We start from the raw sequence: 24,730 nt of genomic DNA, 5'->3' as shown, positions 1-24,730 counted from the left end.
CGGCGGACTTGTGACAGGGAATGCGGAACAGAAGGGAACTCCGATGCGTCAGAAATATTCGTGGAAGCAGCGTCGTCGGCTGGCCGACCCGATCGAGGAGCATGTCGCCTTCAGCGATATCGAAAGCAAGATCGCCCTGTCGGGGCATCCCCTGCATGCGATGATGGTGGCCTTTCCCATCGCTCTGGCCTTCTCGGTCTTCGGGGCGGATGGCATGTACTGGCTGACGGGCGATGAATTCTGGCCCCGCGTCGCGATGTGGGCGGCGGGCGTGGCCTTCGGGATGGGCGTGCTGGCCGGGGTCACCGGCACGATCGAGCTGTTGATGGTGCCCGGCATCCGCATCCGCAGCGCCAGCTGGACGCATTTCATTCTGGCCGTGATGCTGCTGTCGGTTCTGGGCCTGAACTGGGGGTTCCGCCTGAACGATCCGGTGGGCGCGGTGCTGCCTTGGGGCATCATGATCTCGGCGCTGGCCTCGGGCATGACGGGCATCACCGGCTGGCACGGCGGCAAGCTGGTCTTCGACTATAATATCGGCACCAAGCAGGAAACCGGCCCCAAGGCCTGACCGGTCAGCTGTCGCACCGGCCCTCATGCCTGCCCCCGGGGGGCCAGCATGAAGCCGGGCATCCAGTCGGTCAGCCAGGCCAGATCGGGCTTGGCCAGCACCAGCCACAGCACGCCCATCATCAGCGGCACCGCCAGCGCCAGCGCGATCAGCGGCGAGGGCATCCGCCCCGTGCTGCGGTTTTCGGCCGAGATCAGGATCACATGCCCGATCCATGCATGAACCAGCGTCATCCCCGCCACCAGCGCCAGCTTGGCCGCGAACCACAGATCGAACACCTGCGCCGCAAAGATCAGCCCCGTCCCCGCCGCAATGGCGATGACGGCGGCGGGCGTGGCAAAGGCGACATAGCCGTAATGGGTGATCAGGCGAAACTCGGCATAGCGGGCCTGACGTTCTTCCCCGCCGTCATTGTGGCGCCATGTGCTGCCATAAAGGCTCAGCAGCAAGGGCAGCGCGATCAGCGCCGCGCACCAGCACAGCATCGCGGCCAGATGCAGGTATTTCAGCCCGGCGATCAGCGCGATCATCATGCCCGGAACCCCGCCATCCAGCCCCGGCGCAGCATCAGCCCGGCCAGCAGCGCCAGGGGCACGAAGCCCGGTACCCACATGATCAGCCCGGCCAGTTGCTGGTCGGCCAGCGCGGGCAGGCCCCAGGGTGCGGCTCCGGTGACGTGCTGGATATAGAGGATGCCCGGCGCAAAGGTCAGGCCCGCCCCGATCAGCCCCATGACGCCTGCCAGCCCGCCGATCAGCAAGGCGCGGGCAAAGGCATCCTCGGCACTCATGCCGGGGGCCAGAACGGCGGACCAGAAGGCCCAGGCCGGCAGCAGCATCGCCGCCTGCAGGCTCCAATACAGCGCATCCGACCACCAGATCATCGCATAGACCGCCGGCAGGTGCCACGCCACCATCGCCGCCGACAGCGCCACCAGCGACAGGCTGGCGGGCAGCCGCGCCGCCAGCGGCATGGCAAGCGCCAGCGCGGGCGCGGCAATCGTGATCAGGGCCAGATGGTGGACCGCGCGGGCAGAAAACAACGCGACAGTCAGCGCGCAGAGCGGCGAGACAAAGGCCACCACCAGCACCGCCAGCACGATCAGCGCCGGAGCCCGGCCCTGCCGGTCCGTCCGCCACAACAACAGCCCTCCCGCCAAAGCCAGTGCCGTCAGCAACAGCGGATCAAGGTTCCACGCCGCCCAGATCTGATCGGGGACGGGCGCGGGGCCGCAATAGGTCATGGCAGGCTGGTTCATTCTGGTGTCCCTGTGGGTCCGGGGTCGTGGGTCGGTCGTCGTGCAAACATGGGGTCATCGGATCGTGGGGTCCGGGGCGGGCGACGGGTCGTAACACGCCTGAACCGCAAGGGTAACCGCCTGTTCCCGGACCGGTTCCGCCGATTTCCGCCTTGCCGCCTCTTGAAAGCGCGGGTGCCGATCGTTAGCTGGCTAACCGATAAAACAATTAGCCAGCTAACGATCATGCCCGACGACCTGAACACCCCGCCCTTTGCCCCGGATACGGCCATCATCGATGCGCTGCTGAACACGATGCGTGTGCTGCGGCGTCACTATGACGATGTGGCGCGGGGGATGGGGCTGACCATGGCGCGCGCGCAGGTCATCACCGTTCTCAGCCGGAACGAGGGGATCAGCCAGACCCAGCTGGCCGCCCTGTTGGGGATCGAGACGCCCACCCTCAAACGTCAGCTGGACGCGCTGGAGACCGACGGTTTTCTGCAACGCCGTCCCCTTCAGGGCGATGCGCGCAAGAACGCCCTGTTTCTGACCGAGCGGGGGCGCGACAGCCAGATCACCCGCTTTGGCCGCAAGCTGCGATCCGACGCGCTGGAGGGCATCGCCCCGCAGGATCTGCAGGCCGCCCGCGCCGTGCTGGACCGCATCGCCGCCAATATCGACCGGATGGGCGGGTCATGAGCGGCCCCACCCCCGCAGACGCCGCGGTCGGTTCATCCGCTCTGGCAGGCGCAGGGCCTGCGCGCCCCGAGGCCCATCGATCCGCGCCTGCCCAAGCCACGCCTCCCAAAGCCATCTCCACCCAAGCCAGCTCCGCGCAGGCGACCTCGGCACAGAGAACGGACCAACAGCCCGCCACGCCGGCAGCGCAAAACTCTGCCCTGCCCTTGCCCCGCGCGCTGGCCTATCTGGCAGCGGCGACCGCGCTGGCGGTGACGCAGGGGCTGGGACAGGGCTTCGTCTCGGCCAACCTGCCCGCCTATGCGGCAGAGCTGGGGGTGACCACGACACAGGCCGCATGGCTGGTCGTGGCCTATACGATCCCGCGCACCGCCCTGCCGCTGATGCTGATCAAGCTGCGCACCCAGTTCGGGCTGCGCCGGTTCGCGCTGTGGGGCATCACCGCGCAGGTGCTGGTCGCCATCGCGGCGCTGTCGATCACCGATCTGCGCTCGGCCATCATCGTTCAGCTTCTGGCGGGATCGGCGGCGGCCACGCTGTCCACGCTGGCGTTTCTTTACACGCTGGAGCCTTTGTCCCCCGCCTGGAAGATGCGGCTTGGCCTGCCCTTTGCGCTGGCCCTGATGATGTCGGGGCCGTCTCTGGCACGGGTCGTCTCGCCCGCGCTGATCGGTGACGGGGGCTTGGGCTGGCTGCATCTGACCTCTCTGGCGCTGGCGATGGTGTCGATGGCGCTGGTCTGGCTGCTGCCCCTGCGGCCCGTGCCGCATCAGAAGGTCATCCAGCCGCTGGACCTGCTCAGCTTTGGGCTGATCGGGCTGGGCTTTGGCGGGCTGATCGCGGCTTTCGTCATGGGGCCGCTGCATGACTGGACCGACGCCCCATGGATCGGTGCGCTGCTGGTCGTGGCCGTTGCCGCGCTGGCCTTGGCCGTCGCGATCGAGCTGAACCGCCGCATGCCCATTCTGGACATCCGCTGGCTGGTCAGCCCGGCCATGCTGCATCTGACGGCGACGCTGCTGCTGTTCCGGCTGATCCTGTCGGAACAAAGCGCGGGCGCGCCGCGCATGTTTCAGGCGCTTGGCGTGGCGCCCGAACAGATGACCGGGCTGTTCGCGGTGATCGTCGCGGCCAGCCTGCTGGGCGGGCTGGCCTGCGTGGGGTGGATGCGCCCCGACCGGATCGCGGCGTTTCACCTGACCGCGCTGGCCCTGATCATGGCGGGCGCCTGGATGGACAGCCATGCCAGTCCCGATACGCGGCCCATGCAAATGCTGGTCAGTCAGGCGATGATCGCCTTTGCCGGCATGCTGTTCATGGTGCCCGCGATGATGACCGGGCTGATGGCCGCGCTGGCGCGGGGGCCGCAATACCTGCTGTCCTTCGTGATCGTGTTCATCTCGACCCAAAGTCTGGGGGGCGTGATCGGGGCGGGCTTGTTCAGCACGCTGGTCACCCACCGGCAGGCCGTCCATCTGCAGGATCTGACCGCCCAGATGCAACCGACCGATCCCGCCACCGTCGCGGCCATTGCCGCCCGCGCGGGGGCTTTGGCCCAGCAAATGCCCGATGCCGCGATGCGACAGGCGCAGGCCGTCACCGGCCTTGTGTCCGAGGCCAGCCGTCAGGCGATGGTGATGGCCTATGACGATGCCTATCGCCTGACTTTCCTTCTGGCCGCCATGGCCGCCGGGGCGCTGCTGCTGCATGTCCTGCGCGACCGGCTGGCCCCCTTGCCCAACCCGAGTACGCAATCATGACCAAGACCCGACTGCTTCCCACCGCCATCGCCCTGATCATAGGCGCCGCAGGCGTCCTGCTGCTGCTGTTCGCATGGCATCTGCCGCCTTTTTCCGCGTCCGATCCCCGGACCGAGAACGCCTATCTGCGCGGCCATATCACCACGCTGGCGCCGCAGGTCGCGGGCTATGTCAGCGCGGTCGAGGCGCGCGATTTCCAGACCGTCCGCAAGGGCGATGTGATCGCGCGGATCGACAACCGCATCGCGCGCCAGAAGCTGGCGCAGGCCGAGGCCGGGCTGGCCGCCGCCCGCGCCGCGCTGGATGTCGGGCGTCAAAGCGTGACCTCGGCCGATGCGGCGCTGCGGGCCAGCGCGGCTGCCGTCCAATCGGCCCGGTCGGCTTTGGAAACCGCGCAGGCGGGCTGGAACCGCACCGGGGCGCTGCAGGACCGGGGCGTGGCCTCGGCCTCGGCGGCCGATCAGTCGCAGCTGGCACTGGAACAGGCCCGCGCCGCCGTGGCCCAGTCCGAGGCGCAGCGCGATGTCCAGACCGAGGCCGCAGCATCCGCCCGCGTGTCCCTGTCCGCCTTCGAGGCCGAGATCGCGGGGGCCGAGGCCACGGTCGAACTGGCCCGGATCGATCTGGACAACACCGTCATCCGCGCCCGGCAGGACGGGCGGCTTGGCGCCGTATCGGTCCAGCCGGGGCAATATGTGACGCCGGGAACCGCGCTGGTCAGCGAAGTCGGCGCCGATCTCTGGGTGATCGCCAATTTCCGCGAAACCGCGCTGGCCGGGATGCAGAGCGGCGATAAGGCGCAATTCACCGTGGATGCGGTGCCGGGGCGGGTCTTTACAGGACGGATCGAGGCGTTCTCTCCGGCGACGGCCTCCGAATTCGGGCTGCTGTCAGGCACGAATGCGACCGGCAATTTCACCAAGATCGCACAGCGCCTGCCCGTCCGCATCGCCATTGATCCGGGTCAGCCCGGGTCCGAGGCGCTGGTGCCCGGCCTGTCGGTGGTGGTCGAGGTCATGCCAGAGGAGTCAGCCCCGGCATGACCGCTGCCCCGCATCAGCCCAAGCGATAGTTGGGCGATTCGCGGGTGATCTGCACGTCATGGACGTGGCTTTCCTTCAGCCCGGCCCCGGTGATGCGGACGAACTGACAGTCCTTGCGCATCTCGGCCACGGTGGCGCAGCCGGTATAGCCCATCGCCGCGCGCAAGCCGCCGACCAGCTGATGGATCACCGCACCGGCAGAACCCTTGTAGGGCACCTGCCCCTCGATCCCTTCGGGGACCAGCTTGTCCGAGGCGGCATCCTTCTGGAAATACCGGTCGGCCGAGCCGCGCGCCATGGCGCCAAGGCTGCCCATGCCGCGATAGGATTTGAAGCTGCGGCCCTGATACAGGATCACCTCTCCGGGGCTTTCATCGGTGCCCGCGATGGCGCTGCCGACCATGGCGCAGCTGGCGCCCGCCGCGATCGCCTTGGCGAAATCGCCCGAGAACTTGATGCCGCCATCGGCGATGATCGGAATGTCGCCCGCAGCCCCTGCCGCATCCATGATGGCGGTCAGCTGGGGCACGCCCACGCCCGCCACGATCCGGGTGGTGCAGATGCTGCCCGGCCCGATGCCCACCTTGACGGCGTCCGCCCCCGCGCCGATCAGCGCGCGCGTGGCCTCGGCGGTGGCCACATTGCCCGCGACGACCTGAATATGGCTGGCAAAGGCCTTGACCCGTTCGACCGCGCGGGCGACGCCCGCCGAATGGCCATGCGCGGTGTCGATCACCACCATGTCCACCCCGGCCTCGATCAGCGCGCAGCTGCGCTCGAACCCTTCGTCACCCACGGTCGAGGCGGCGGCGACCCGCAAGCGGCCCAGATCGTCCTTGCAGGCCTGCGGGTTCAGCACGGCCTTTTCGGTATCCTTCAGCGTCAAGAGGCCGGTCAGCTTGCCGCTGGCATCGGTGACCAGCAATTTCTCGATCCGGCGAGCCTTCATCAGGCTGATCGCCTCGGCCCGGTCGGCAGGCTCGCGCAGGATGGCCAGATTGTCGCTGGACATCATCGCGCGGACCGGGGTGCGGTCGTCATCGGCGAAACGCATGTCGCGATTGGTCACGATCCCCAGAACCCGGCCCTGTTCGTCGACGACCGGAAAGCCGGTGACGTTGTAGCGGTCCTGAAACGCCTTGGCATCGGCCAGCGTCTGATCGGGCGTCAGGGTGATCGGATTATAGACGATGCCGCTTTCGAACCGCTTGACGCGGCGGACCTCGTCGGCCTGCTGCGCGGTGGTCAGGTTGCGGTGGATGACGCCCATCCCCCCCGCCTGCGCCAGCGCGATCGCCATGCGGCTTTCGGTCACCGTGTCCATGGCCGAGGACAAGAGCGGGATGTTCATCCGGATCGAGCGGGTGACGAATGTGGTCACGTCAGCGGTCGATGGAAGCACCGTCGATGCCGCCGGAACCAGAAGAACGTCGTCGAATGTGAGAGCCTCACGAATCTGCATGGGGGTGTCCTTGCGGCAATTTCGTTTGGCAGTTTCCCCTTTCACGGGTTGGCGGGATTGTCCAGCCCGCACATCGCCGTCGCAGGCCCGCTTTCGTTGCAGGGATGTCACGCAATGCGCCCCCAAGTGACGCGGACGTCACGTCAGGCTGGCTGGGCAATTGATCGGTCCCATTCCGGCGCTAGGGTGATCGCAAGGGGAGGCGGTTGGCCTGACCGAGGGAGGATGACATGAAATTCGCAATCACGGGCATGGCTGCGTTGCTGGCGGGGACGACCCCGCTGCTGGCCGGGGGGATCGAGCGGGCGCCGCAGTCTTTGGGCATCCTGTTCGAAGAGGGCAATTACGCCGAGCTGAGCTTTGGCGCGGTCGACCCGACGGTCGAGGGCACCGATGTCGCCGGATTTGATCTGGGCGACGTGGCACAGGGCTATGGCTTTGCCGGGTTGGGCTATAAGCACCAGTTCACGCCAAGCCTTTCGGGCGCGATCATCGTCGAGCAGCCGTTCGGCGCCGATATCCGCTATCCGCTGCCGCCGGAAGGATCGCCGGTTCTTGGCGGAACGAAAGTCGTGGTCAATTCCGTCACCTATACGGCGCTGGCGCGCTATAAGTTCATGAACAATTTCTCGGTTCATGGCGGTATTCGCGCCTCGCGTGCCGATGGCGGCCTGACTTTGGAGGGGGCCGGTTATCAGGCGACCAGAGGCTACAATCTGGATATCGATGACGAATGGGGGGCGGGCTATGTGATCGGCGCGGCCTATGAGATTCCCGACATCGCGGGCCGCATCTCGTTGACGTATAATTCGCCCATCGAGCATGATTTTCAGATGACCGAAAGCGGCGGCCCGCTGCCGATCGCCTTCACCGGCGATTACACGGTGAAGACGCCGCGCAGCTGGACGCTGGAAGGGCAGACCGGGATCGCCGCAGACACCTTGCTGTTCGGTTCGGTCCGTTGGGTGAAATGGTCCGAGTTCGTGGTGGACAACTTCCTGTTCCCGATCGTCTCGCCCATCGGAGACATTCCTTTGGTCGAGGTCGAGGACACGACCACCTATACCCTGGGCGTGGGTCGGAATTTCAACGACAACTGGGCTGGTTCCGTCTCGTTCCTCTATGAGCCGAGCGAAGGCGACACCGTCTCGCCGCTGGCGCCGACCAATGGCCGCAAGGCGATCACGCTGGCCGCCATCTATACGATGGACAAGTTCAAGATCACGACAGGCATCAACTATACCAAGCTGGGCGGGTCGGATCTTGGGATCGGCGCGACCGGGGCCAAGACCGAGGTCGCCACGGTTGATGACAGCCATGCCTGGGGCGTGGGTGTGCGGATCGGGTACAGCTTCTGATCGCCCGCGGCGGATGACGATGATCTGAGCAAGCGGCCCCGTCCTTGTGACGGGGCCGTTTCGCGTTCGGGATGGGCGGTTGCAGGGGGGCCAGCCCCCCTGACCCCCCGGGATATTTCCGCCAAGATGAAAGGGTAAGGCAGGGATCGGGCGGCGCGGTCGGAGGCGCGCGGGTGCGGCAGGTCTTTCCAAGGGCGGGCGGGGCGATTACCTAGGGGCGCGGGTCAGGGAAGGAATGTCGATGATCTATCGCAGCGCAGAGGAATGGCGGGCGGCGGCCTCTCACCGGGTCGTGCTGTTCGGCATGTCGGGTCTGGGCAAGACTTATCTGGCATCCTTGCTGCGCGGCACCGGGGACTGGTTTCATTACAGCGTCGATTACCGGATCGGCACCCGCTATATGGGCGAGTACATCGCCGACAACTTCAAGCGCGAGGCGATGAAGGTGCCGTTTCTGCGCGAATTGCTGATGTCGGACAGCGTCTATATCGCCAGCAACATCACCTTTGACAATCTGGCGCCCCTATCGACCTATCTGGGCAAGCCGGGCAGCGAGAGCCGCGGCGGGCTGCCCTTTGACGACTACTGCCTGCGTCAGGATCAGCACCGGCGGGCCGAGATCGCGTCGCTGCTGGACACGCGCCATTTCATGGAGCGGTCGCGCGCCATCTATGCCCTGCCCCATTTCGTCTGCGACAGTGGCGGATCGATCTGCGAGGTGGTCGATCCGCATGACCCCGAGGATCCGGTTCTGGCAGCGCTGGAGCGCGATCTGCTGCTGGTCTGGATCAAGGGCAGCGACGCCCATACCGCCGAACTGGTCCGCCGCTTTGACCGAGCGCCGAAGCCGATGTATTACCAGCCGCAGTTCCTGGAGGCCGCCTGGATCGCCTATCGCGTCGAGAAGGGACTGGAGGGCACGCAGGTCAATCCCGATGATTTCATCCGCTGGACCTATGCCCGGGCGCTGGCGCACCGCCAGCCCCGCTATGAGGCCATGGCCCGGCGTGGCGTCACCGTGCTGGCCGAAGAGGTGGCCGAGGTGCGAAGCCCTGCCGATTTCACCGATCTGATCGCCCGCGCCATCGCGCGCAAGGATGTCTGAGCCATGCCCATCACGCTGAACGAAAGCCTGCCCGCCTATCGCATCCTGTCGGATGAAGGCGTCATGGTCATGTCGCCGGGCCGGGCCGCGACGCAGGACATCCGCCCCTTGCGGATCGCGCTGCTGAACCTGATGCCCAAGAAGATCCAGACCGAGAACCAGTTCGCCCGGCTGATCGGCGCCACCCCGTTGCAGATCGATTTTCAGCTGATCCGCATGTCGGATCACGAAAGCCGCAACACCGCCGCCGACCATCTGGAGAGTTTCTATCGCCCGTTTCGCGAGGTCGAGGCCTCGGGCGAGAAATTCGATGGGCTGATCATCACCGGCGCGCCGATCGAGCATCTGTCCTTCGAAGAGGTGACCTATTGGGATGAATTGCAGCGCGTCTTTGCCTGGACGCAGACCCATGTGCATTCGACCTTCGGCGTCTGCTGGGGCGGCATGGCGATGGCCTGGCATTTCCACGGCCTGCCCAAGCACCCGCTGCCCGCCAAGGCCTTTGGCTGTTTCCGGCATCGCAATCTGGCCCCGGCCTCGCCCTATCTGCGGGGCTTCTCGGACGAGGTGCTGGTGCCGGTCAGTCGCTGGACCGAGGTGCGCGCCACAGATATCGACGCCCGCCCGGCGCTGACCACGCTTTTGGCCAGCCCCGAGGTCGGCCCCTGCCTGCTGGCCGATCCGGGCCATCGGGCGATCTATGTGTTCAACCATTTCGAATATGACAGCACGACGCTGAAAGAGGAATATGACCGCGATGTGGCGGCGGGCAAGCCCGTCCGCGTGCCCGTGAACTATTATCCCGGCGACGATCCGGGGCAGATGCCCTCGAACCGGTGGCGCAGCCATGCCCATCTGCTGGTCGGCAACTGGATCAACGACATCTATCAGACGACATGGTATGACATGTCGCGTATCGGAGAGGGGTAAGCCATGAGCAGCGCATTGCCGGATCTGCCGTTGGTCGGAAAGATCGGCGACTATCTGAAATCGGGGGCGCCCGGCGCCATCCGCAAGGCGCTGGACAAGGCCGGGTCCAAGGACATTCTGGACGCCGATTTCCCCTATGACGCGGAAATGGCCAAGGACGATTACACAGCGCAGATGGACGCGCTGCAGGTCCAGCTGGTGCGGATGATGCATGACGTCATCGCCACCGGCAAGCGCTTGGTCGTGCTGTTCGAGGGGCGCGACGCCGCCGGCAAGGGCGGCACGATCGAGCGCGTGCGCGAGAATCTGAACCCCCGGTCGGCCAGCATCGTGGCCCTGCCCAAGCCCAATGAGCGCGAGATGGGGCAATGGTATTTCCAACGCTATGTGGACTGGCTGCCCGGCGCCGGGGAAATCGCGCTGTTCGACCGCAGCTGGTACAATCGCGGCGTGGTGGAACGGGTCTTCGGCTTTTCGTCGGACCTGCAGCGGGCGGCGTTCTTCCGGCAGCTTCCGGGATTCGAACAGCTGCTGGTCGATGACGGGGTGATCCTGGTCAAGCTGTGGCTGAATGTGGGTCGCGCCGAACAGTTGCGCCGCTTTCTGGACCGCGAACAGGATCCGCTGAAGCAATGGAAGCTGAGCCCCATCGACGTGGACGGGCTGGCGCGGTGGGACGATTACACCGCCGCCATCCGCGACACGATGGAACGGTCGCATTCGCCCATCGTGCCCTGGACGGTCATCCGGTCGGATGACAAGCGACGGGCGCGGATCGCGGCGATCCAGACCATTCTGGGCGCGATCGATTATGCGGGCAAGGACATGGCCGCCATCGGAACGCGCGATCCGCTGATCGCGGGCGGGCCGGATCTGTTGCGCGACTGATCCCGGGGGGCTGATCGAGGGGCCGATCTTGGGGGGGGCCCTGGCAAGCGCGATCTTGGCGGCGGCAGCGGCCCGTGGCAGAACCGACCCATGACGATCAACGGGAGGGGATCATGGAGCTGCAGACAAGTCGGGTCATCGTGACCGGAGGCGCCTCGGGGTTGGGGGCGGCGACGGCGGCGCATTTCCGCAGCAGGGGGGCACAGGTGGTGGTTCTGGACCGCGATGCGGGCGGTGCAGATGCGGCAGCGGCCATCGGCGCGGGCTTTGCGCAGACCGATGTGACGGACGAGGCCAGCGTGACGGCGGCGCTGGATCATGCGGTGGCCATCATGGGCGGCATCAATGTCTGCGTGAACTGCGCGGGCATCGTCACCGGCGCGCGGGTGCTGGGCCGCGACGGGCCGCATCCGCTGGACAGTTTCCGCCGCACGATCGAGGTGAACCTGATCGGCAGCTTCAATGTCCTGCGGCTGGCCTGCGAACGGATGGCCGCGAACGGGCGCGATCAGAACGGGGTGATCGTGAACACGGCCTCGATCGCGGCCTTTGACGGGCAGAAGGGTCAGGCGGCCTATGCGGCCTCGAAGGCGGGGATCGCGGGGATGACCCTGCCTCTGGCCCGCGATCTGGCGGGCATGGGCATCCGCGTCTGCGCCATCGCGCCGGGGATCTTTGCCACGCCCATGCTGGCGGGGCTGCCATCCGAGGTTCAGGACAGCCTGTCCGCCGAGGTGACCTTTCCCAAGCGGCTTGGCGATCCGTCGGAATATGCCCGGCTGGCGGCCTTCATCGTCGAAAACGACTATCTGAACGGCGAAACGATCCGTCTGGACGGCGCATTGCGGATGCGCTGAGCAGGCGGGCGGGGCGATGGCGTGAAACGCTTGCGCGGGGCGGATGGCGCCGCTAGCGTCAGGAAAAATCCGACCACAGAGAGGCCCGATTTCATGCGCTTGCTGAGCACCACCATCCTCGCCGCCGCCGCCCTGCCCGTCGCGGTCCTGCCCGCCCTGGCCGCCGATCCCGAGCTGACCGTGTTCGATTGGGCGGGGTTCGAGGAGCCGTCGATCTTTCAGTCCTATGTGGACACGCATGGCGACAGCCCGACCTATGCCTTTTACGGCGATGACGACGAGGCCTTCCAGAAAGTCGCATCGGGGTTCCGGGCCGATGTCATCCATCCCTGCAGCCAGATGGTCGGCAAATACCGCGATGCAGGGTTGATCGAGCCCTGGGACACCGACCGCATCCCGAATTTCGACAAGATCGACGAACGCTTTCTGGACAGCGAAGTGTTTCGCGACGACGCGGGCGTCTGGTTCATCCCGACCGATTGGGGCGCGACCGCCATCGCCTATAACAGCGAGACGGTGCCGGCCGAGGATGTGGCCAGTCTGGGCGTCTTTACCGATCCCAAATATCAGGGCCGCACCTCGCTGCCCGACAGTTCGGACGATGTCTGGGCGCTGGCCTATCTGGCGACCGGCGTGACCGATTGGGACGGCGTGACGGACGAGCAGTTCGCCGCCGCCGCCGCATGGCTGCGCGAGGCGCATATGAATGTCGCGGCCTATTGGGCCGATCCGTCGGAACAGGCGCAGCTGATGGCCTCGGGTGCAGTGGATATCGCCTGGTCGTGGAACGACGGCGTCGTCTATCTGCAGGCCGACAACTATCCCGTCGGTTTCCAGCGCGAGGCGGTCGAGGGGTCGTCGACTTTCTTCTGCGGCTATGTGAACGTCAAGGACGGCCCGGGCAGCGAAGACAAGGCCTATGATTTCATCAATGCCTGGCTCGAGCCGTCGGCCGGCAAGGCGCTGCTGGACACGATTGGCTATGGCCATACCTCGACCGAGGCGATGGCCACCATCGCGGATGAGCCCGCCGTGGCCGAGGGGCTGGCCGATATCGATGTGCCGGTTCTGGCGCAGACGCCCAACGACCCTGAACAACGCCAGCGGCAGCTGGAAGAGTTCGAGAAGATCAAGGCGGGGTTCTGAGGGCTATCTGTTGAAGCGGGGGGCCAGCCCCCCGCGCGCCCCGGGATATTTTTGCCAAGATGAAAACGCGCCTCGAGTTGCGCCAGATTCATAAACTTGTCGAGAAGGATGAATTTGCCGATGGGGCGCGCAGGGGCTATATGAGGTGTTCCCTTTGAAAGGTCCTGTCTCATGTCCCTGCCCCTCTCGCCTGCCTTTGCGGCGCTGAATGCGGCCGCCGCCGAGCGCATCCTGATTCTGGACGGCGCGATGGGGACGCAGATTCAGGCCCTGGGTCTGGTCGAAGAGGATTATACCGGGCAGGGATCTGGCCATGTCTGCCGCCACCACACCGACCATCCCCAGCAGGGCAACAACGATCTGCTGATCCTGACCCAGCCCGAGGCGGTCGAGGAGATTCATTTCCGCTATGCCTTGTCCGGCGCCGATATTGTCGAGACGAACACCTTTTCCGCCACCACCATCGCGCAGGCCGATTACGGGCTGCAGAACGCCGTCCATGATCTGAATGTCGAAGGCGCGCGCGTGGTCCGGCGGGCGTTGGACCGGGCGACGGCCAAGGACGGGCGGGCGCGGTTTGTCGCGGGGGCGATTGGCCCCACGAACCGCACCGCCTCGATGAGCCCGGATGTGAACGATCCGGGCTATCGGGCGGTCAGTTTCGACGATCTGCGTACAGCCTATCTGCAGCAGGCCACCGGGCTGATTGCCGGGGGCGCCGATATCCTGCTGATCGAGACGATCTTTGACACGCTGAATGCCAAGGCCGCAATCTTTGCCTGTATCGAGGCGATGGAGGCGCATGGCGCGCGCCTGCCGGTGATGATCTCGGGGACGATCACGGATGCCTCGGGGCGGACGCTGTCGGGGCAGACGCCCACGGCCTTCTGGCATTCGGTGCGCCATGCGAACCCCTGGACCATCGGGTTGAACTGCGCGCTTGGCGCATCGGCGATGCGTCCGCATCTGGTGGAACTGTCGGGCGTGGCCGATACGCTGATCTGTGCCTATCCCAATGCCGGTCTGCCCAATGCCTTTGGTCAATATGACGAGGGCCCCGAGGATACCGCCCCTCAGGTGGCCGAATTCGCGCGCGCCGGGCTGGTCAATGTCGTCGGCGGCTGCTGCGGCACCACGCCCGATCATATCCGCGCCATTGCCGATGCCGTGGCCGGTTTCGCCCCCAGAAAGGTGCCCGCCTATGCCTGATCGTTATCTGCGCCTGTCGGGGCTGGAGCCGTTCGTGCTGACCCCCGACATTCCCTTCGTCAATATCGGCGAACGCACCAATGTCACGGGCAGCGCCCGGTTCCGCAAGCTGGTGAAGAACCGCGACTATGCCGCGGCGCTGGAGGTGGCACGCGATCAGGTCGAGAATGGCGCCCAGATCATCGACATCAACATGGATGAGGGTCTGATCGACAGCAAGGCCGCCATGGTCGAATACCTGAACCTGTTGGCGGCCGAACCCGACATCGCCCGCGTGCCGATCATGATCGACAGCTCCAAATGGGAGGTGATCGAGGCGGGGCTGAAATGCGTGCAGGGCAAGCCGGTCGTGAACTCGATCAGCATGAAAGAGGGCGAGGATCAGTTCCGCCAACAGGCCCGGTTGTGTCTGGCCTATGGTGCGGCGGTCGTGGTCATGGCTTTCGACGAGGATGGTCAGGCCGATACGGCGGCGCGCAAGATCCAGATCTGCGAACGCGCCTATCGCATTCTGGTCGATGAGGTGGGCTTTCCGCCCGAGGACATCATTTTTGACCCCAACATCTTCGCCGTGGCGACGGGCATCGAGGAACACAACAATTACGGCGTCGATTTCATCGAGGCCACGTCTTGGATCCGGGCGAACCTGCCCCATGCGCATGTGTCGGGCGGGGTGTCGAACCTGTCCTTCAGCTTTCGCGGCAACGAGCCGGTGCGCGAGGCGATGCATGCGGTGTTTCTGTATCACGCCATTCAGGCGGGCATGGATATGGGCATCGTCAATGCGGGGCAACTGGCAGTCTATGACCAGATTGACCCCGATCTGCGCGAGGCCTGCGAAGATGTGGTCCTGAACCGTCGCGATGACGGGACCGAACGCCTGCTGGAAATCGCCGAGCGGTTCCGGGGCGACGGACAGGGGGCCAAGCGCGAAAAGGATCTGAGCTGGCGCGAATGGCCGCTGGACAAGCGGTTGGAACATGCGCTGGTCAACGGCATCACCGAATATATCGAGGCCGATACCGAAGAGGCGCGGCAGGCTGCGACCCGCCCGCTGCATGTGATCGAAGGTCCGCTGATGGCGGGGATGAACGTGGTCGGCGATCTGTTCGGCGCAGGCAAGATGTTCCTGCCGCAGGTGGTGAAATCGGCCCGGGTGATGAAACAGGCCGTGGCCGTCTTGCTGCCCTATATGGAAGAGGAAAAGCGCCTGTCGGGTGGGACCGAACGCGAGACGGCGGGCAAGATCCTGATGGCCACCGTCAAGGGCGACGTGCATGACATCGGCAAGAACATCGTCGGCGTCGTGCTGGCATGTAATAATTTCGAGGTGATCGATCTGGGCGTCATGGTGCCCGCGCAAAAGATCCTGCAGGTCGCCCGCGACGAGAATGTCGACATCATCGGCCTGTCCGGCCTGATCACCCCGTCGCTGGACGAAATGGCCCATATGGCCAGCGAGATGGAGCGCGAGGGGTTCGACATTCCGCTGCTGATCGGCGGGGCGACCACGTCGAAAATCCACACGGCGGTCAAGATCTCGCCGCGCTACACCCGCGGTCAGGCGGTGTATGTGACCGATGCCAGCCGGGCGGTGGGCGTGGCCTCGGCGCTGTTGTCGAAAGACCGGCAGGCGGCTTATATCGACGATATCCGCGCCGAATATACTCAGGTGGCCGACCGCCACGAACGATCCGAGGCCTCGAAAAGCCGCCTGCCGCTGGCGGCGGCGCGGGCCAATCCGGTGGAGATCGACTGGTCTGCCTATGTGCCGGTGGCGCCGTCCTTTACCGGCCCCCGGGTGATCGATGACTGGGATCTGGCCGAAATCGCCCGCTATATCGACTGGACGCCGTTCTTCCAGACATGGGAGCTGAAGGGCGTCTATCCCCGCATTCTGGAGGATGAAAAGCAGGGCGAGGCCGCGCGCCAGCTGTTCGCCGAGGCGCAAGAGATGCTGGCCCGGATCATCGACGGCCAATGGTTCAAGCCGCGCGCGGTGGTGGGGTTCTGGCCCGCCAATGCGACCGGCGACGACATCCAGCTGTTCACCGGCGATGACCGAACACAGGTTCTGGAAACCCTGCACATGCTGCGCCAGCAGGTGACCAAGCGCAACGGGCGCCCGAATGTGGCGCTGTCCGATTTCGTCGCGCCTTCGGGCATTCCCGATCATGTCGGCGGCTTCGTGGTCACTGCAGGCCCAGAAGAGGCCGAGATTTCGGCCCGCTATGAACGCGCCAATGACGATTATGGCGCGATCATGGTCAAGGCACTGGCCGACCGCTTTGCCGAGGCCATGGCCGAGATGCTGCATGAACGGGTGCGCCGCGAATACTGGGGCTATGCCCCGGACGAAGGCTTTGCGCCGACCGAACTGGTCGCGGAACCCTATCAGGGCATCCGCCCGGCGCCGGGCTATCCGGCCCAGCCCGATCACACCGAAAAGCTGACCCTGTTCCGGCTGCTGGATGCCGAGGCCGCGACCGGCGTGACCTTGACGGAAAGCATGGCAATGTGGCCGGGGTCGTCGGTCTCGGGCCTCTATCTGGCGCATCCCGACAGCTATTATTTCGGCGTCGCCAAGATCGAAGAGGATCAGGCCCGCGATTATGCCGCCCGCAAGGGATGGACCCTGGACGAGGCCGAACGGTGGCTGGCCCCGGTCCTGAACTATACCAAGCGTCAGGCAGCAGCCGACGCGGCGTGACGAAAAGGCCCGCAGCGATGCGGGCCTTTTGCGGTCAAACCTCTTCGCGCAGCATCTGGCGGCCCAGGATGTGATCGGCGGCCTTTTCGCCGGTCATGATCGATGGGCCGTTCAGATTGCCATTGGTGATGCGCGGAAAGATGGAACTGTCGGCGACCCGCAGCCCCTCGACCCCGATCACCCGCAATTCGGGATCGACCACCGCCATCGGATCGTCCGCCGCCCCCATCCGGGCCGAGCCGCAGGGATGATAGGCCGATTCCGCATGTTCACGAATGAAATCGTCGATCTGCGCGTCGGTCTGAACGGCGTCGCCCGGCTGGATCTCGGCGCCACGGAATTCGGCAAAGGCGGGGGCGTCGAAGATGCGCCGCGTGTGGCGCACGCAGGCGCGGAACTCGGCCCAGTCACTGGGCTGCGACATATAGTTGAAGCGGATCTCGGGCGCAGCCGACGGATCGCCCGATGCCAGCCGGATCGTGCCGCGCGATTGCGACCGCATCGGTCCGACATGAGCCTGAAACCCATGCCCCTTGGCCGCCGTCTTGCCGTCATAGCGGACCGCCAGCGGCAGGAAATGATACTGGATGTCGGGATAATCCACCGCATCGGACGACCGGATAAAGCCGCAGCTTTCGAACTGGTTCGACGCGCCAAGCCCGGTCTTTTGCAGCAGCCATTCGACCCCCACCCGACCTTTGCCCAGCAGGTTGTAATAGGTGTAAAGCGTGATCGGCTTCAGCGAGGTGTATTGCATGTACACCTCCAGATGGTCCTGAAGGTTCGCACCGACGCCGGGCCGGTCGGCCAATGGCGTGATGCCATGGTCGCGCAGATGGTCGGCTGGCCCGATCCCCGACAGCATCAGCAGCTTGGGGCTGTTGATCGAGCTGGCCGAGATGATGACCTCGTGCCGCGCCTCGATCGTCACGATGCGCCCCTTCGTCTCGATCTCGACGCCGTAAGCGCGCTTGCCCCGGAACACCACACGGCGCGCAAAGCCGCGCAGGACCGTCAGCAGCCCGGTCTTTTTCGCGGGCCGCAGATAGGCATTGGCGGCGGACCAGCGGCGGCCTTTCCAGATGGTCGCCTCCATCGGGCCGAAACCCTCTTGCTGCGCGCCGTTGTAATCGTCGGTGCGCGGCCAGCCCGCCTGCTGGCCGGCCTTGATGAAGGTGTTGAACAGGGGATTTTTGCGCTTGCCCCTGGTGATGTGCAGCGGGCCGTCGCTGCCCCGCAGGGCCGAGGTCTGCGCCCCGTCCGGATCGCCGTGCCACGTCTCCATCCGCTTGAAATAGGGCAGAACGCCGGCGTAATCCCAGCCCGTGGCGCCGCTGTCATGCCAATGCTGGAAATCCTGCGGGTTGCCGCGCACGAACACCATGCCGTTGATCGACGACGATCCGCCGATCACCTTGCCGCGCGGGGTGGCCAGACTGCGCCCCCCCAGATGCGGTTCGGGCTGGCTGGCGAATCCCCAGTCATATCGCGCCATGTTCATCGGATAGGACAGCGCGCCGGGCATCTGGATGAAGGGGCCGACATCGCTGCCGCCGAATTCGATGATGGTGACGGTCTTGCCCGCCTCGGTCAGTCGATAGGCCAGCGCGCAACCGGCGCTGCCCGCGCCGATGATGACGTAATCCGACGCTTTCTCAGTAGGGCGCATCGACGCCTCCCATGCCGACATAGACGGATTTCAGCTGCGAATAATGCTCGATCGCGGCGGCCGAGTTCTCGCGCCCCAGCCCCGACAGCTTGACGCCGCCAAAGGGCATCTCGACCGGGGTCAGGTTATAGGTGTTGATCCAGCAGGTTCCGGCCTCAAGCCGCCCGATGACGCGATGCGCGCGGGTCAGATCCTGCGTGAAGACCCCCGCCGCCAGACCAAAGCCCGTGGCATTGGCGCGCAGCACGGCCTCGTTTTCGTCGACAAAGCTCAGCGCGGTCATGACCGGGCCAAAGATCTCGTCGGTGGCGATGCTCATGTCGTCGGTGGCGTCGGCCAGCACGGTGGGGGGGATGAAGGCGCCCTCGCCCGGGCCCCCGCAAACCAGCCGCGCGCCTGCCGCCTGCCCCGCCGCGATGGCGTCGCGGATCTTGGCGGCCTGCGCGGGATTGATGATCGGGCCGTGGGTCGTCGCCGGGTCCAGCGGATCGCCCATGCGGACGGCTTGCACGCGTTCGGCCAGTCGGGCCAGGAAATCGTCCTTGATCCCCTCTTGCAAAAACACCCGCGTGCCGTTGGAACAGATCTGCCCGGCGCTGTAGAAGTTCGCCAGAATGGCGGCGCTGACGGCATCTTCCAGATTGGCGTCGTCAAAGACGATCAGGGGCGATTTGCCACCCAGCTCCATCGTGACATGGCGCATCTCTTGCGCGGCGGCTGCATAGACGCGCCGCCCGGTGGGCACCGATCCGGTCAGCGAGACCTTGGCCACATCGGGATTGGTGACCAGCGCGGCGCCGACCTCGCCCCGGCCCTGCACGACGTTGAAGACGCCCGGCGGCATTCCGGCCTGAATGAAGATCTCTGCCAGCTTCAGGGCGCCAAGCGGGGTTTCCTCGGACGGCTTGAAGACCATCGTATTGCCCATGACCAGCGCGGGCGCGGCCTTCCAGCAGGCGATCTGGCTGGGATAGTTCCAGGCCCCGATCCCCGCGCAGACGCCCAGAGGTTCGCGGCGGGTATAGGCCCAATCCGCCCCAAGCGGGATCATCTGCCCGGTCAGCGTCGCGGCCAGCCCCGCAAAATATTCCAGCGCCGCCGCCCCCGAGGGCCAGTCGGCGACCAGCGTTTCGGAAATCGGCTTGCCGGTGTCCAGCGTTTCCAGCCGGGCCAGGTCATCGTTGCGATCCAGGATGATCGCGGCGGCACGGCCCAGAATGCGACCGCGTTCGACCGGGGCAACGGCTGCCCATGCCGGGCCTGCGGCTTTGGCTGCGGCGCAGGCCTCGGCGACCTGATCGGTCGTGGCCTCGTGCAGGGTGGCGATCACCTCGCCGGTATAGGCGTAGCGGACGTGCAGCGCGGCACCCTGCCCCTCGACGGGTTGGCCGTTGATGAACAGGCTGGCGGTGGGCTGGGCGTTCAGATCGGTGGGCAGCCTCATGCAAGGGCCTCCTCAAGATAGGTCGTGACAGTGTGCAGCGCCGCATCGGCATCGGTCGGTCCGGGCGTCAGGACCGCGCGCAGATAGACGCCGTCGATCAGCGCGCCAAGCGTTTCGGCGGTGCGTTCGGGATGAGCAGTCAGGCCGCGCAAGGCGACGATCAGGTTCGATTGCAGACGGCGGTGATAGACGCGCAGCAGGCGCCCCGCCTCGGCCGAATTCAAAGCCAGCGCATAGAAATTCAGCCAGGCGCTGACGGTTTCGCGGTGAAAGTTCTGCGGTGCGAAACTGGCCTGCACGATGGCATCCAGTCGCCCCCGCGGCCCCGTCCCCGGCAGGCGGTCATGGACCGACTGGCCATAGCTGCGCAGGATGAACCGCATCGCGGCCAGAAACATCTGATCCTTGGATCCGAAATAGTGATGCGCCAGCGCCGGCGACATGCCGGCCCGCCGCGCGATCTGCGCCACGGTGACGTCCAGCGACCCCGCGCGCCCGACCTCGACGATCGCGGCGTTGATTAACGCTGCTTTTCGGATAGGCTCGGCCCCGAGTTTCGGCATGTTCGCACCTGTGACGACAATATTTCTGTTGCTTTGCCGCTTCTGTCTAACGTTAATTGACTGACCAATCAAGAACAGGGATGCCCCAATGACCCTTTACCGGCCCAAGGCCCTTTCGCAGATTGCCGCCACGCTTGCGATCGGCACCGCCATGGCGCTGCCCGCAGCCGCCGCTGAGCCCGACCAGTGCCGAGAGGTGGTGTTTTCCGATGTCGGCTGGTCGGACATCACCGCGACGACGGCGCTGGCCTCGACCGTGCTGCAGGCACTGGGGTATGAGACCGAGACGCGGATCCTGTCGGTGCCGGTGACCTATACGGCGCTGTCCACCGATGATGTGGATATCTTCCTGGGCAACTGGATGCCCACGATGGAGGCCGATATCGCCCCCTATCGCGACGCGGGAACCGTGGACACCGTGCGCACCAACCTGACCGGCGCCAAATACACGCTGGCCACCAATCAGGCCGGGGCCGATCTGGGCATCACCGATTTCGCCGCCATCGCCGAACACAAGGACGCGCTGGACGGCAAGATCTATGGGATCGAGCCCGGCAATGACGGCAACCGCCTGCTGCTGGAGATGGTGGCGATGGACCAGTTCGATCTGGGCACATTCGAGGTCGTCGAATCCAGCGAACAGGGGATGCTGGCGCAGGTGCAGCGCGCCTCGGACCGCGACACCCCGGTGGTGTTTCTGGGATGGGAGCCGCATCCGATGAACGCACAGTTCGACATGACCTATCTGACCGGTGGCGACGATGTCTTCGGCCCCGATCTGGGCGGGGCCGAGGTGCGCACCAACACCCGCGCGGGCTTTGTCGCAGAATGTCCTAATATCGGCAAGCTGCTGGAAAACCTCGAATTCTCTCTGATGATGGAGAATGAGGTGATGGGCGCGATCCTGAACGACGGCGAAGACCCGATGCAGGCCGCGCGCGCCTGGCTGGCCGCAAACCCCGATGCCGCGACGCCGTGGCTGGACGGCGTGACGACCGTGGACGGCAACGATCCGCATTCGGCGCTGACGACCGCTTTGGCGGAATGATCCCTTCGGGGTCCGGCGCACCGCCCGCGCCGGACCCCGCCCCACCGCGAAGGCAGGAGCGCGCATGGAACAGCTGACCGCATGGGTCACCGACAACAAAATCCCCGTGGGCCGGACGGCCAAGACCGTCTTCGACTGGCTGAACGCCAATGCCTCGGGGCTGTTCGACGCGATCTCGACCGGGATGGAGGCGCTGATCGATGCCATTCTGACCGGGCTGCAGGCGCCCCATCCGTTCCTGTTCATCGCGCTGGCGATGGCGCTGACATGGGCGCTGCAGCGGCGGGCGGGCCCCTGCCTGCTGATGGCTGCGGGGCTGCTGTTCATCCTCAATCAGGGCTACTGGACCGAGATGATGCAGTCGCTGACGCTGGTCCTGTCGGCCTGTCTGGTCTGCATGGGGTTGGGCGTTCCCATCGGCATCGCTGCCGCGCATCGCCCGCGCCTTTACGGCTGGATGCGCCCGGTGCTGGACCTGATGCAGACGCTGCCGACCTTTGTCTATCTGATCCCGGCGATCGTGTTTTTCGGCATCGGCATGGTGCCGGGCCTTCTGGCCACGGTGATCTTCGTGCTGCCCGCGCCGATCCGGCTGACGCAGCTGGGCATCGCATCCACCCCGCCGACCCTGACCGAGGCCGCGACCGCCTTTGGCGCCACCCCCCGACAGCTGTTGTGGAAGGTCGAACTGCCAAGCGCCCTGCCCCAGATCATGGCGGGCCTGAACCAGACGATCATGCTGTCGCTGTCGATGGTGGTGATCGCGGCGCTGGTCGGTGCATCGGGTCTGGGCGTGCCGGTGGTGCGGGCGCTGAACAGCGTGAACACCGCTCTTGGGTTCGAATCGGGCATCGTCATCGTCGTCGTGGCGATCCTGCTGGACCGGATGCTGCGCATGGAGGGCCGCCAATGAACGCCGTCGAATTCGACCGGGTCTGCATCGTCTTTGGCGATCATCCCGAACGCGCCCTGCCCCTGATGGACGAAGGGCTGGATCGCGGCCCGATCAAGACCGAGACCGGTCAGGTTCTGGGCGTCCATGATTGCAGCCTGTCCGTCGCAGAGGGTGAAATTCTGGTCCTGATGGGCCTGTCGGGATCGGGCAAATCGACCCTGCTGCGCGGGGTCAATGCGCTGAACCATGTCTGCCGGGGCGAGGTACGCATCCGGCGGGGCGGCCAGATGGTCAGCGTGACCGGCGCGGGCGCCAAGGCGCTGCGCGATATCCGGCTGCGCGATGTGGCGATGGTCTTTCAGGCATTCGGCCTGCTGCCTTGGCGCAGCGTGCGCGAAAATGTCGGGCTGGGGCTGGAACTGGCGGGCATGTCCGCCCCCGACCGCCGCGCCAAGGTCGATCAGCATCTGGACACGGTCGGCCTGTCGGAATGGGCCGACCGCAAGGTCGGAGAGCTGTCGGGCGGCATGCAGCAGCGCGTGGGCCTGGCCCGCGCCTTCGCGACCGAGGCGCCGATCCTGCTGATGGACGAACCCTTCAGCGCGCTGGACCCGCTGATCCGCGCCCGCCTGCAGGACGAGCTGTTGGAACTGCAATCAAAGACCGGCCGCACGATCATCTTCGTCAGCCATGATCTGGACGAGGCTTTCAAGCTGGGCAACCGCATCGCCTTGATGGAGGGCGGGCGGATCGTCCAGATCGGCACCGCGCGCCAGATCATCGCCAATCCGGTCAATGATTATGTGGCCGATTTCGTGGCCCATATGAACCCGCTTGGGGTGCTGACCGCCGAGGATGTGGCCGAACCCGGCGAGGCCGAGGGACCGCCCGTGGCCCGCGACATGCCGGTGCGCGCGGTCATGGACCTGCTGGCCGGGCGCGCCGCCCTGCCCGTCGAAGGCGGCGGGCGCATCACCCGAGAGGCCGTGCTGGCCCGCCTGATCGACCCGCGCGGCTGATCGCCGCGCAAGGGGGGGCTAGCTGTTCTGCAGGTCGCGGTGATACCGGACCAGCAGAGCCAGCCCCAAGGCAAACAGCCCGAAGCCCAGCCCGAAAACATAGAGATAGCTGACGTAGTCACCTGCATAACTTGGATAAAAAGCCCGCCGCATCTGCCCGATGACATGGATCAGCGGGTTCCACCACAGCCAGTCCTGATAGGGCTGCGGCACGTCGTCGAAGATGAAGAAGATGCAGGACAGCAGAAAGAACGGCCGCATCAGCATCGACCACAGCGGCTGCCACCAGCTGAAAGCCTCGAACAAGAAACAGTTCATCATCCCCACGGCCGACCCCATCAGCAGCATCATCGCCATGGCAATGGCGATCTGATCGATCTGCGGATCGGTGCGGGTTTCGTTGAAGGTCGCGATGGCGGTGAAGATCAGCGTCGCCACCATGATCTGGGTCATGCTGTTGAAGATGATCCGTGCCAGCAGCGCATCCACGAAGGTCACCGCCGGATAGGCCAGCAGCGCCATCGAATAGCGTACCGCACCCGCGACCTTGCCCGACATGTCCAGATAGCCCATGAACGGCACCATGCCGGTCGCATAGAACATCGCGAAACTGGACCCGATGGGCGGCAGGGCAAAGGTGACGGAGAAGATCAGCGTCAGCAGCACGATCCCGCCCGCAGGCTCGGCGATCGACCAGAAATAGCCGCCCGAGGCCCGCCCGTGACTGGTCTGCACCTCGCGCAGGATCAGCGCGCCGATGGCCCTCAGGCTGGCAAAGCGGCGATGCTTGCGGACTTCTTTCAGCACCCTCGGGCCCGGGGCGGTCCGGGCCTGCGGCAGCGGGGGTGCGGCCCGGCCAGAGACGGGGCCAGAGACTGGGGCAGAGACTGGGGGCTGGGACATGTCGGGGATCCGATTGTGCCGGGACGTCGGGACGCTCACGATCCTGGCAACGGATCGGTGCTGGAACTGTACAGCGCGCTTATGTATGACTGCCGCGACAAGTTCAACATGACAGGCGGGGGGTAACACATGTCCGCCCAAGGACCAGACACAGCCAAGCCGACGGGCCAGACCGCCGACAAGACGCCCCCCGCAACCCCCCGGCCCGAGG

The 24,730-nt window shown here is 65.7% G+C and carries 22 protein-coding genes; 15 read left to right on the top strand and 7 right to left on the bottom strand.

Features of this window, described 5'->3' with window-relative positions; all coding sequences use genetic code 11:
- Window positions 1-43 precede the first annotated feature (43 nt).
- Window positions 44-571, top strand: a complete 528-nt coding sequence (locus EG885_RS03995; RefSeq protein ID WP_131573188.1) for a DUF2231 domain-containing protein — start codon at window positions 44-46, stop codon at window positions 569-571.
- A 23-nt stretch (window positions 572-594) separates the two neighbouring features.
- Here the strand turns inward: EG885_RS03995 and EG885_RS03990 are convergent, their stop codons facing one another.
- Complete coding sequence (locus EG885_RS03990; RefSeq protein ID WP_242679488.1) at window positions 595-1,104, bottom strand: CopD family protein; 510 nt, start codon at window positions 1,102-1,104, stop codon at window positions 595-597.
- A complete protein-coding gene (locus tag EG885_RS03985; protein ID WP_131573187.1) occupies window positions 1,101-1,829 on the bottom strand; it encodes a cytochrome c oxidase assembly protein in 729 nt (242 codons plus the stop codon). Before EG885_RS03985 ends, EG885_RS03990 begins: the two co-directional genes overlap by 4 nt.
- A gap of 225 nt (window positions 1,830-2,054) precedes the next feature.
- Between EG885_RS03985 and EG885_RS03980 the strand changes: the two genes are divergently transcribed.
- The 3 genes from EG885_RS03980 to EG885_RS03970 are packed head-to-tail and all read left to right on the top strand — an operon-like array spanning window position 2,055 to window position 5,313.
- On the top strand, window positions 2,055-2,510 hold the full coding sequence (locus EG885_RS03980; protein ID WP_131573186.1) for a MarR family winged helix-turn-helix transcriptional regulator: 456 nt from the start codon (window positions 2,055-2,057) through the stop codon (window positions 2,508-2,510).
- Complete coding sequence (locus EG885_RS03975; protein WP_242679487.1) at window positions 2,507-4,270, top strand: MFS transporter; 1,764 nt, start codon at window positions 2,507-2,509, stop codon at window positions 4,268-4,270. Before EG885_RS03980 ends, EG885_RS03975 begins: the two co-directional genes overlap by 4 nt.
- Entirely contained in the window at window positions 4,267-5,313 is a 1,047-nt protein-coding gene (locus EG885_RS03970) for an HlyD family secretion protein (protein WP_131573185.1), read from the top strand. Before EG885_RS03975 ends, EG885_RS03970 begins: the two co-directional genes overlap by 4 nt.
- 13 nt (window positions 5,314-5,326) lie before the next feature.
- On the opposite strand, the gene guaB is transcribed toward EG885_RS03970, so the two are convergent.
- A complete protein-coding gene (guaB, locus tag EG885_RS03965) occupies window positions 5,327-6,775 on the bottom strand; it encodes an IMP dehydrogenase (RefSeq protein WP_131573184.1) in 1,449 nt (482 codons plus the stop codon).
- Window positions 6,776-7,005: 230 nt separating this feature from the next.
- Between guaB and EG885_RS03960 the strand changes: the two genes are divergently transcribed.
- The 8 genes from EG885_RS03960 (at window position 7,006) to metH (ending at window position 16,978) form a co-directional block, all read left to right on the top strand.
- The gene (locus EG885_RS03960; protein ID WP_131573183.1) at window positions 7,006-8,133 is read left to right on the top strand and encodes an OmpP1/FadL family transporter; all 1,128 of its coding nucleotides are present in this window, start codon (window positions 7,006-7,008) and stop codon (window positions 8,131-8,133) included.
- A 241-nt stretch (window positions 8,134-8,374) separates the two neighbouring features.
- Entirely contained in the window at window positions 8,375-9,238 is an 864-nt protein-coding gene (locus EG885_RS03955) for an ATPase (protein ID WP_131573182.1), read from the top strand.
- Between the two features lie 3 nt (window positions 9,239-9,241).
- Window positions 9,242-10,168, top strand: a complete 927-nt coding sequence (locus EG885_RS03950; RefSeq protein ID WP_131573181.1) for a homoserine O-succinyltransferase — start codon at window positions 9,242-9,244, stop codon at window positions 10,166-10,168.
- Between the two features lie 3 nt (window positions 10,169-10,171).
- Window positions 10,172-11,056 (top strand): polyphosphate kinase 2, encoded by an 885-nt coding sequence (ppk2, locus tag EG885_RS03945; RefSeq protein ID WP_131573180.1) that lies wholly within the window; start codon window positions 10,172-10,174, stop codon window positions 11,054-11,056.
- A 113-nt stretch (window positions 11,057-11,169) separates the two neighbouring features.
- Complete coding sequence (locus EG885_RS03940) at window positions 11,170-11,913, top strand: SDR family NAD(P)-dependent oxidoreductase (RefSeq protein WP_131573179.1); 744 nt, start codon at window positions 11,170-11,172, stop codon at window positions 11,911-11,913.
- 93 nt (window positions 11,914-12,006) lie between these two features.
- The gene (locus tag EG885_RS03935) at window positions 12,007-13,059 is read left to right on the top strand and encodes an ABC transporter substrate-binding protein (protein WP_131573178.1); all 1,053 of its coding nucleotides are present in this window, start codon (window positions 12,007-12,009) and stop codon (window positions 13,057-13,059) included.
- A 171-nt stretch (window positions 13,060-13,230) separates the two neighbouring features.
- Window positions 13,231-14,268 carry a homocysteine S-methyltransferase family protein gene (locus EG885_RS03930; RefSeq protein ID WP_131573177.1) on the top strand — a complete coding sequence of 346 codons (1,038 nt, stop codon included), beginning with the start codon at window positions 13,231-13,233 and terminating at the stop codon, window positions 14,266-14,268.
- Window positions 14,261-16,978, top strand: coding sequence for a methionine synthase (gene metH, locus EG885_RS03925; RefSeq protein ID WP_131573176.1), 2,718 nt, complete (start codon window positions 14,261-14,263; stop codon window positions 16,976-16,978). The genes EG885_RS03930 and metH overlap by 8 nt, the downstream gene beginning before the upstream one ends.
- Before the next feature lie 34 nt (window positions 16,979-17,012).
- Here metH and betA read toward each other — a convergent pair whose 3' ends face one another.
- Genes betA through betI form a run of 3 tightly spaced genes read right to left on the bottom strand, consistent with a single transcriptional unit; the run spans window position 17,013 to window position 20,654 of the window.
- Window positions 17,013-18,647: a choline dehydrogenase gene (betA, locus tag EG885_RS03920; protein WP_131573175.1), complete on the bottom strand. Its 1,635-nt coding sequence runs from the start codon at window positions 18,645-18,647 to the stop codon at window positions 17,013-17,015.
- Window positions 18,634-20,073, bottom strand: coding sequence for a betaine-aldehyde dehydrogenase (betB, locus tag EG885_RS03915; protein WP_207392199.1), 1,440 nt, complete (start codon window positions 20,071-20,073; stop codon window positions 18,634-18,636). The genes betA and betB overlap by 14 nt, the downstream gene beginning before the upstream one ends.
- 14 nt (window positions 20,074-20,087) lie before the next feature.
- Window positions 20,088-20,654, bottom strand: coding sequence for a choline-binding transcriptional repressor BetI (betI, locus tag EG885_RS03910; RefSeq protein WP_131573173.1), 567 nt, complete (start codon window positions 20,652-20,654; stop codon window positions 20,088-20,090).
- Between the two features lie 88 nt (window positions 20,655-20,742).
- On the opposite strand from betI, the gene choX reads away from it, so the two are divergent.
- The 3 genes from choX to choV all read left to right on the top strand — a co-directional run bounded on the left by choX (window position 20,743) and on the right by choV (window position 23,616).
- Window positions 20,743-21,702 carry a choline ABC transporter substrate-binding protein gene (choX, locus tag EG885_RS03905; protein ID WP_131573172.1) on the top strand — a complete coding sequence of 320 codons (960 nt, stop codon included), beginning with the start codon at window positions 20,743-20,745 and terminating at the stop codon, window positions 21,700-21,702.
- Between the two features lie 64 nt (window positions 21,703-21,766).
- Window positions 21,767-22,615 (top strand): choline ABC transporter permease subunit, encoded by an 849-nt coding sequence (choW, locus tag EG885_RS03900; RefSeq protein WP_131573171.1) that lies wholly within the window; start codon window positions 21,767-21,769, stop codon window positions 22,613-22,615.
- Window positions 22,612-23,616: a choline ABC transporter ATP-binding protein gene (gene choV, locus EG885_RS03895; protein WP_131573170.1), complete on the top strand. Its 1,005-nt coding sequence runs from the start codon at window positions 22,612-22,614 to the stop codon at window positions 23,614-23,616. Before choW ends, choV begins: the two co-directional genes overlap by 4 nt.
- An 18-nt stretch (window positions 23,617-23,634) precedes the next feature.
- On the opposite strand, the gene EG885_RS03890 is transcribed toward choV, so the two are convergent.
- Window positions 23,635-24,423, bottom strand: a complete 789-nt coding sequence (locus EG885_RS03890; protein WP_165571030.1) for an ABC transporter permease — start codon at window positions 24,421-24,423, stop codon at window positions 23,635-23,637.
- Between the last annotated feature and the right edge of the window lie 307 nt (window positions 24,424-24,730).

The sequence above is a fragment of the Paracoccus nototheniae genome (genome assembly GCF_004335005.1).
GTDB lineage: Bacteria > Pseudomonadota > Alphaproteobacteria > Rhodobacterales > Rhodobacteraceae > Paracoccus > Paracoccus nototheniae.
The sequence above is the reverse complement of the archived record's forward strand: the minus strand, read 5'-3'. Positions and strand labels throughout refer to the sequence as shown.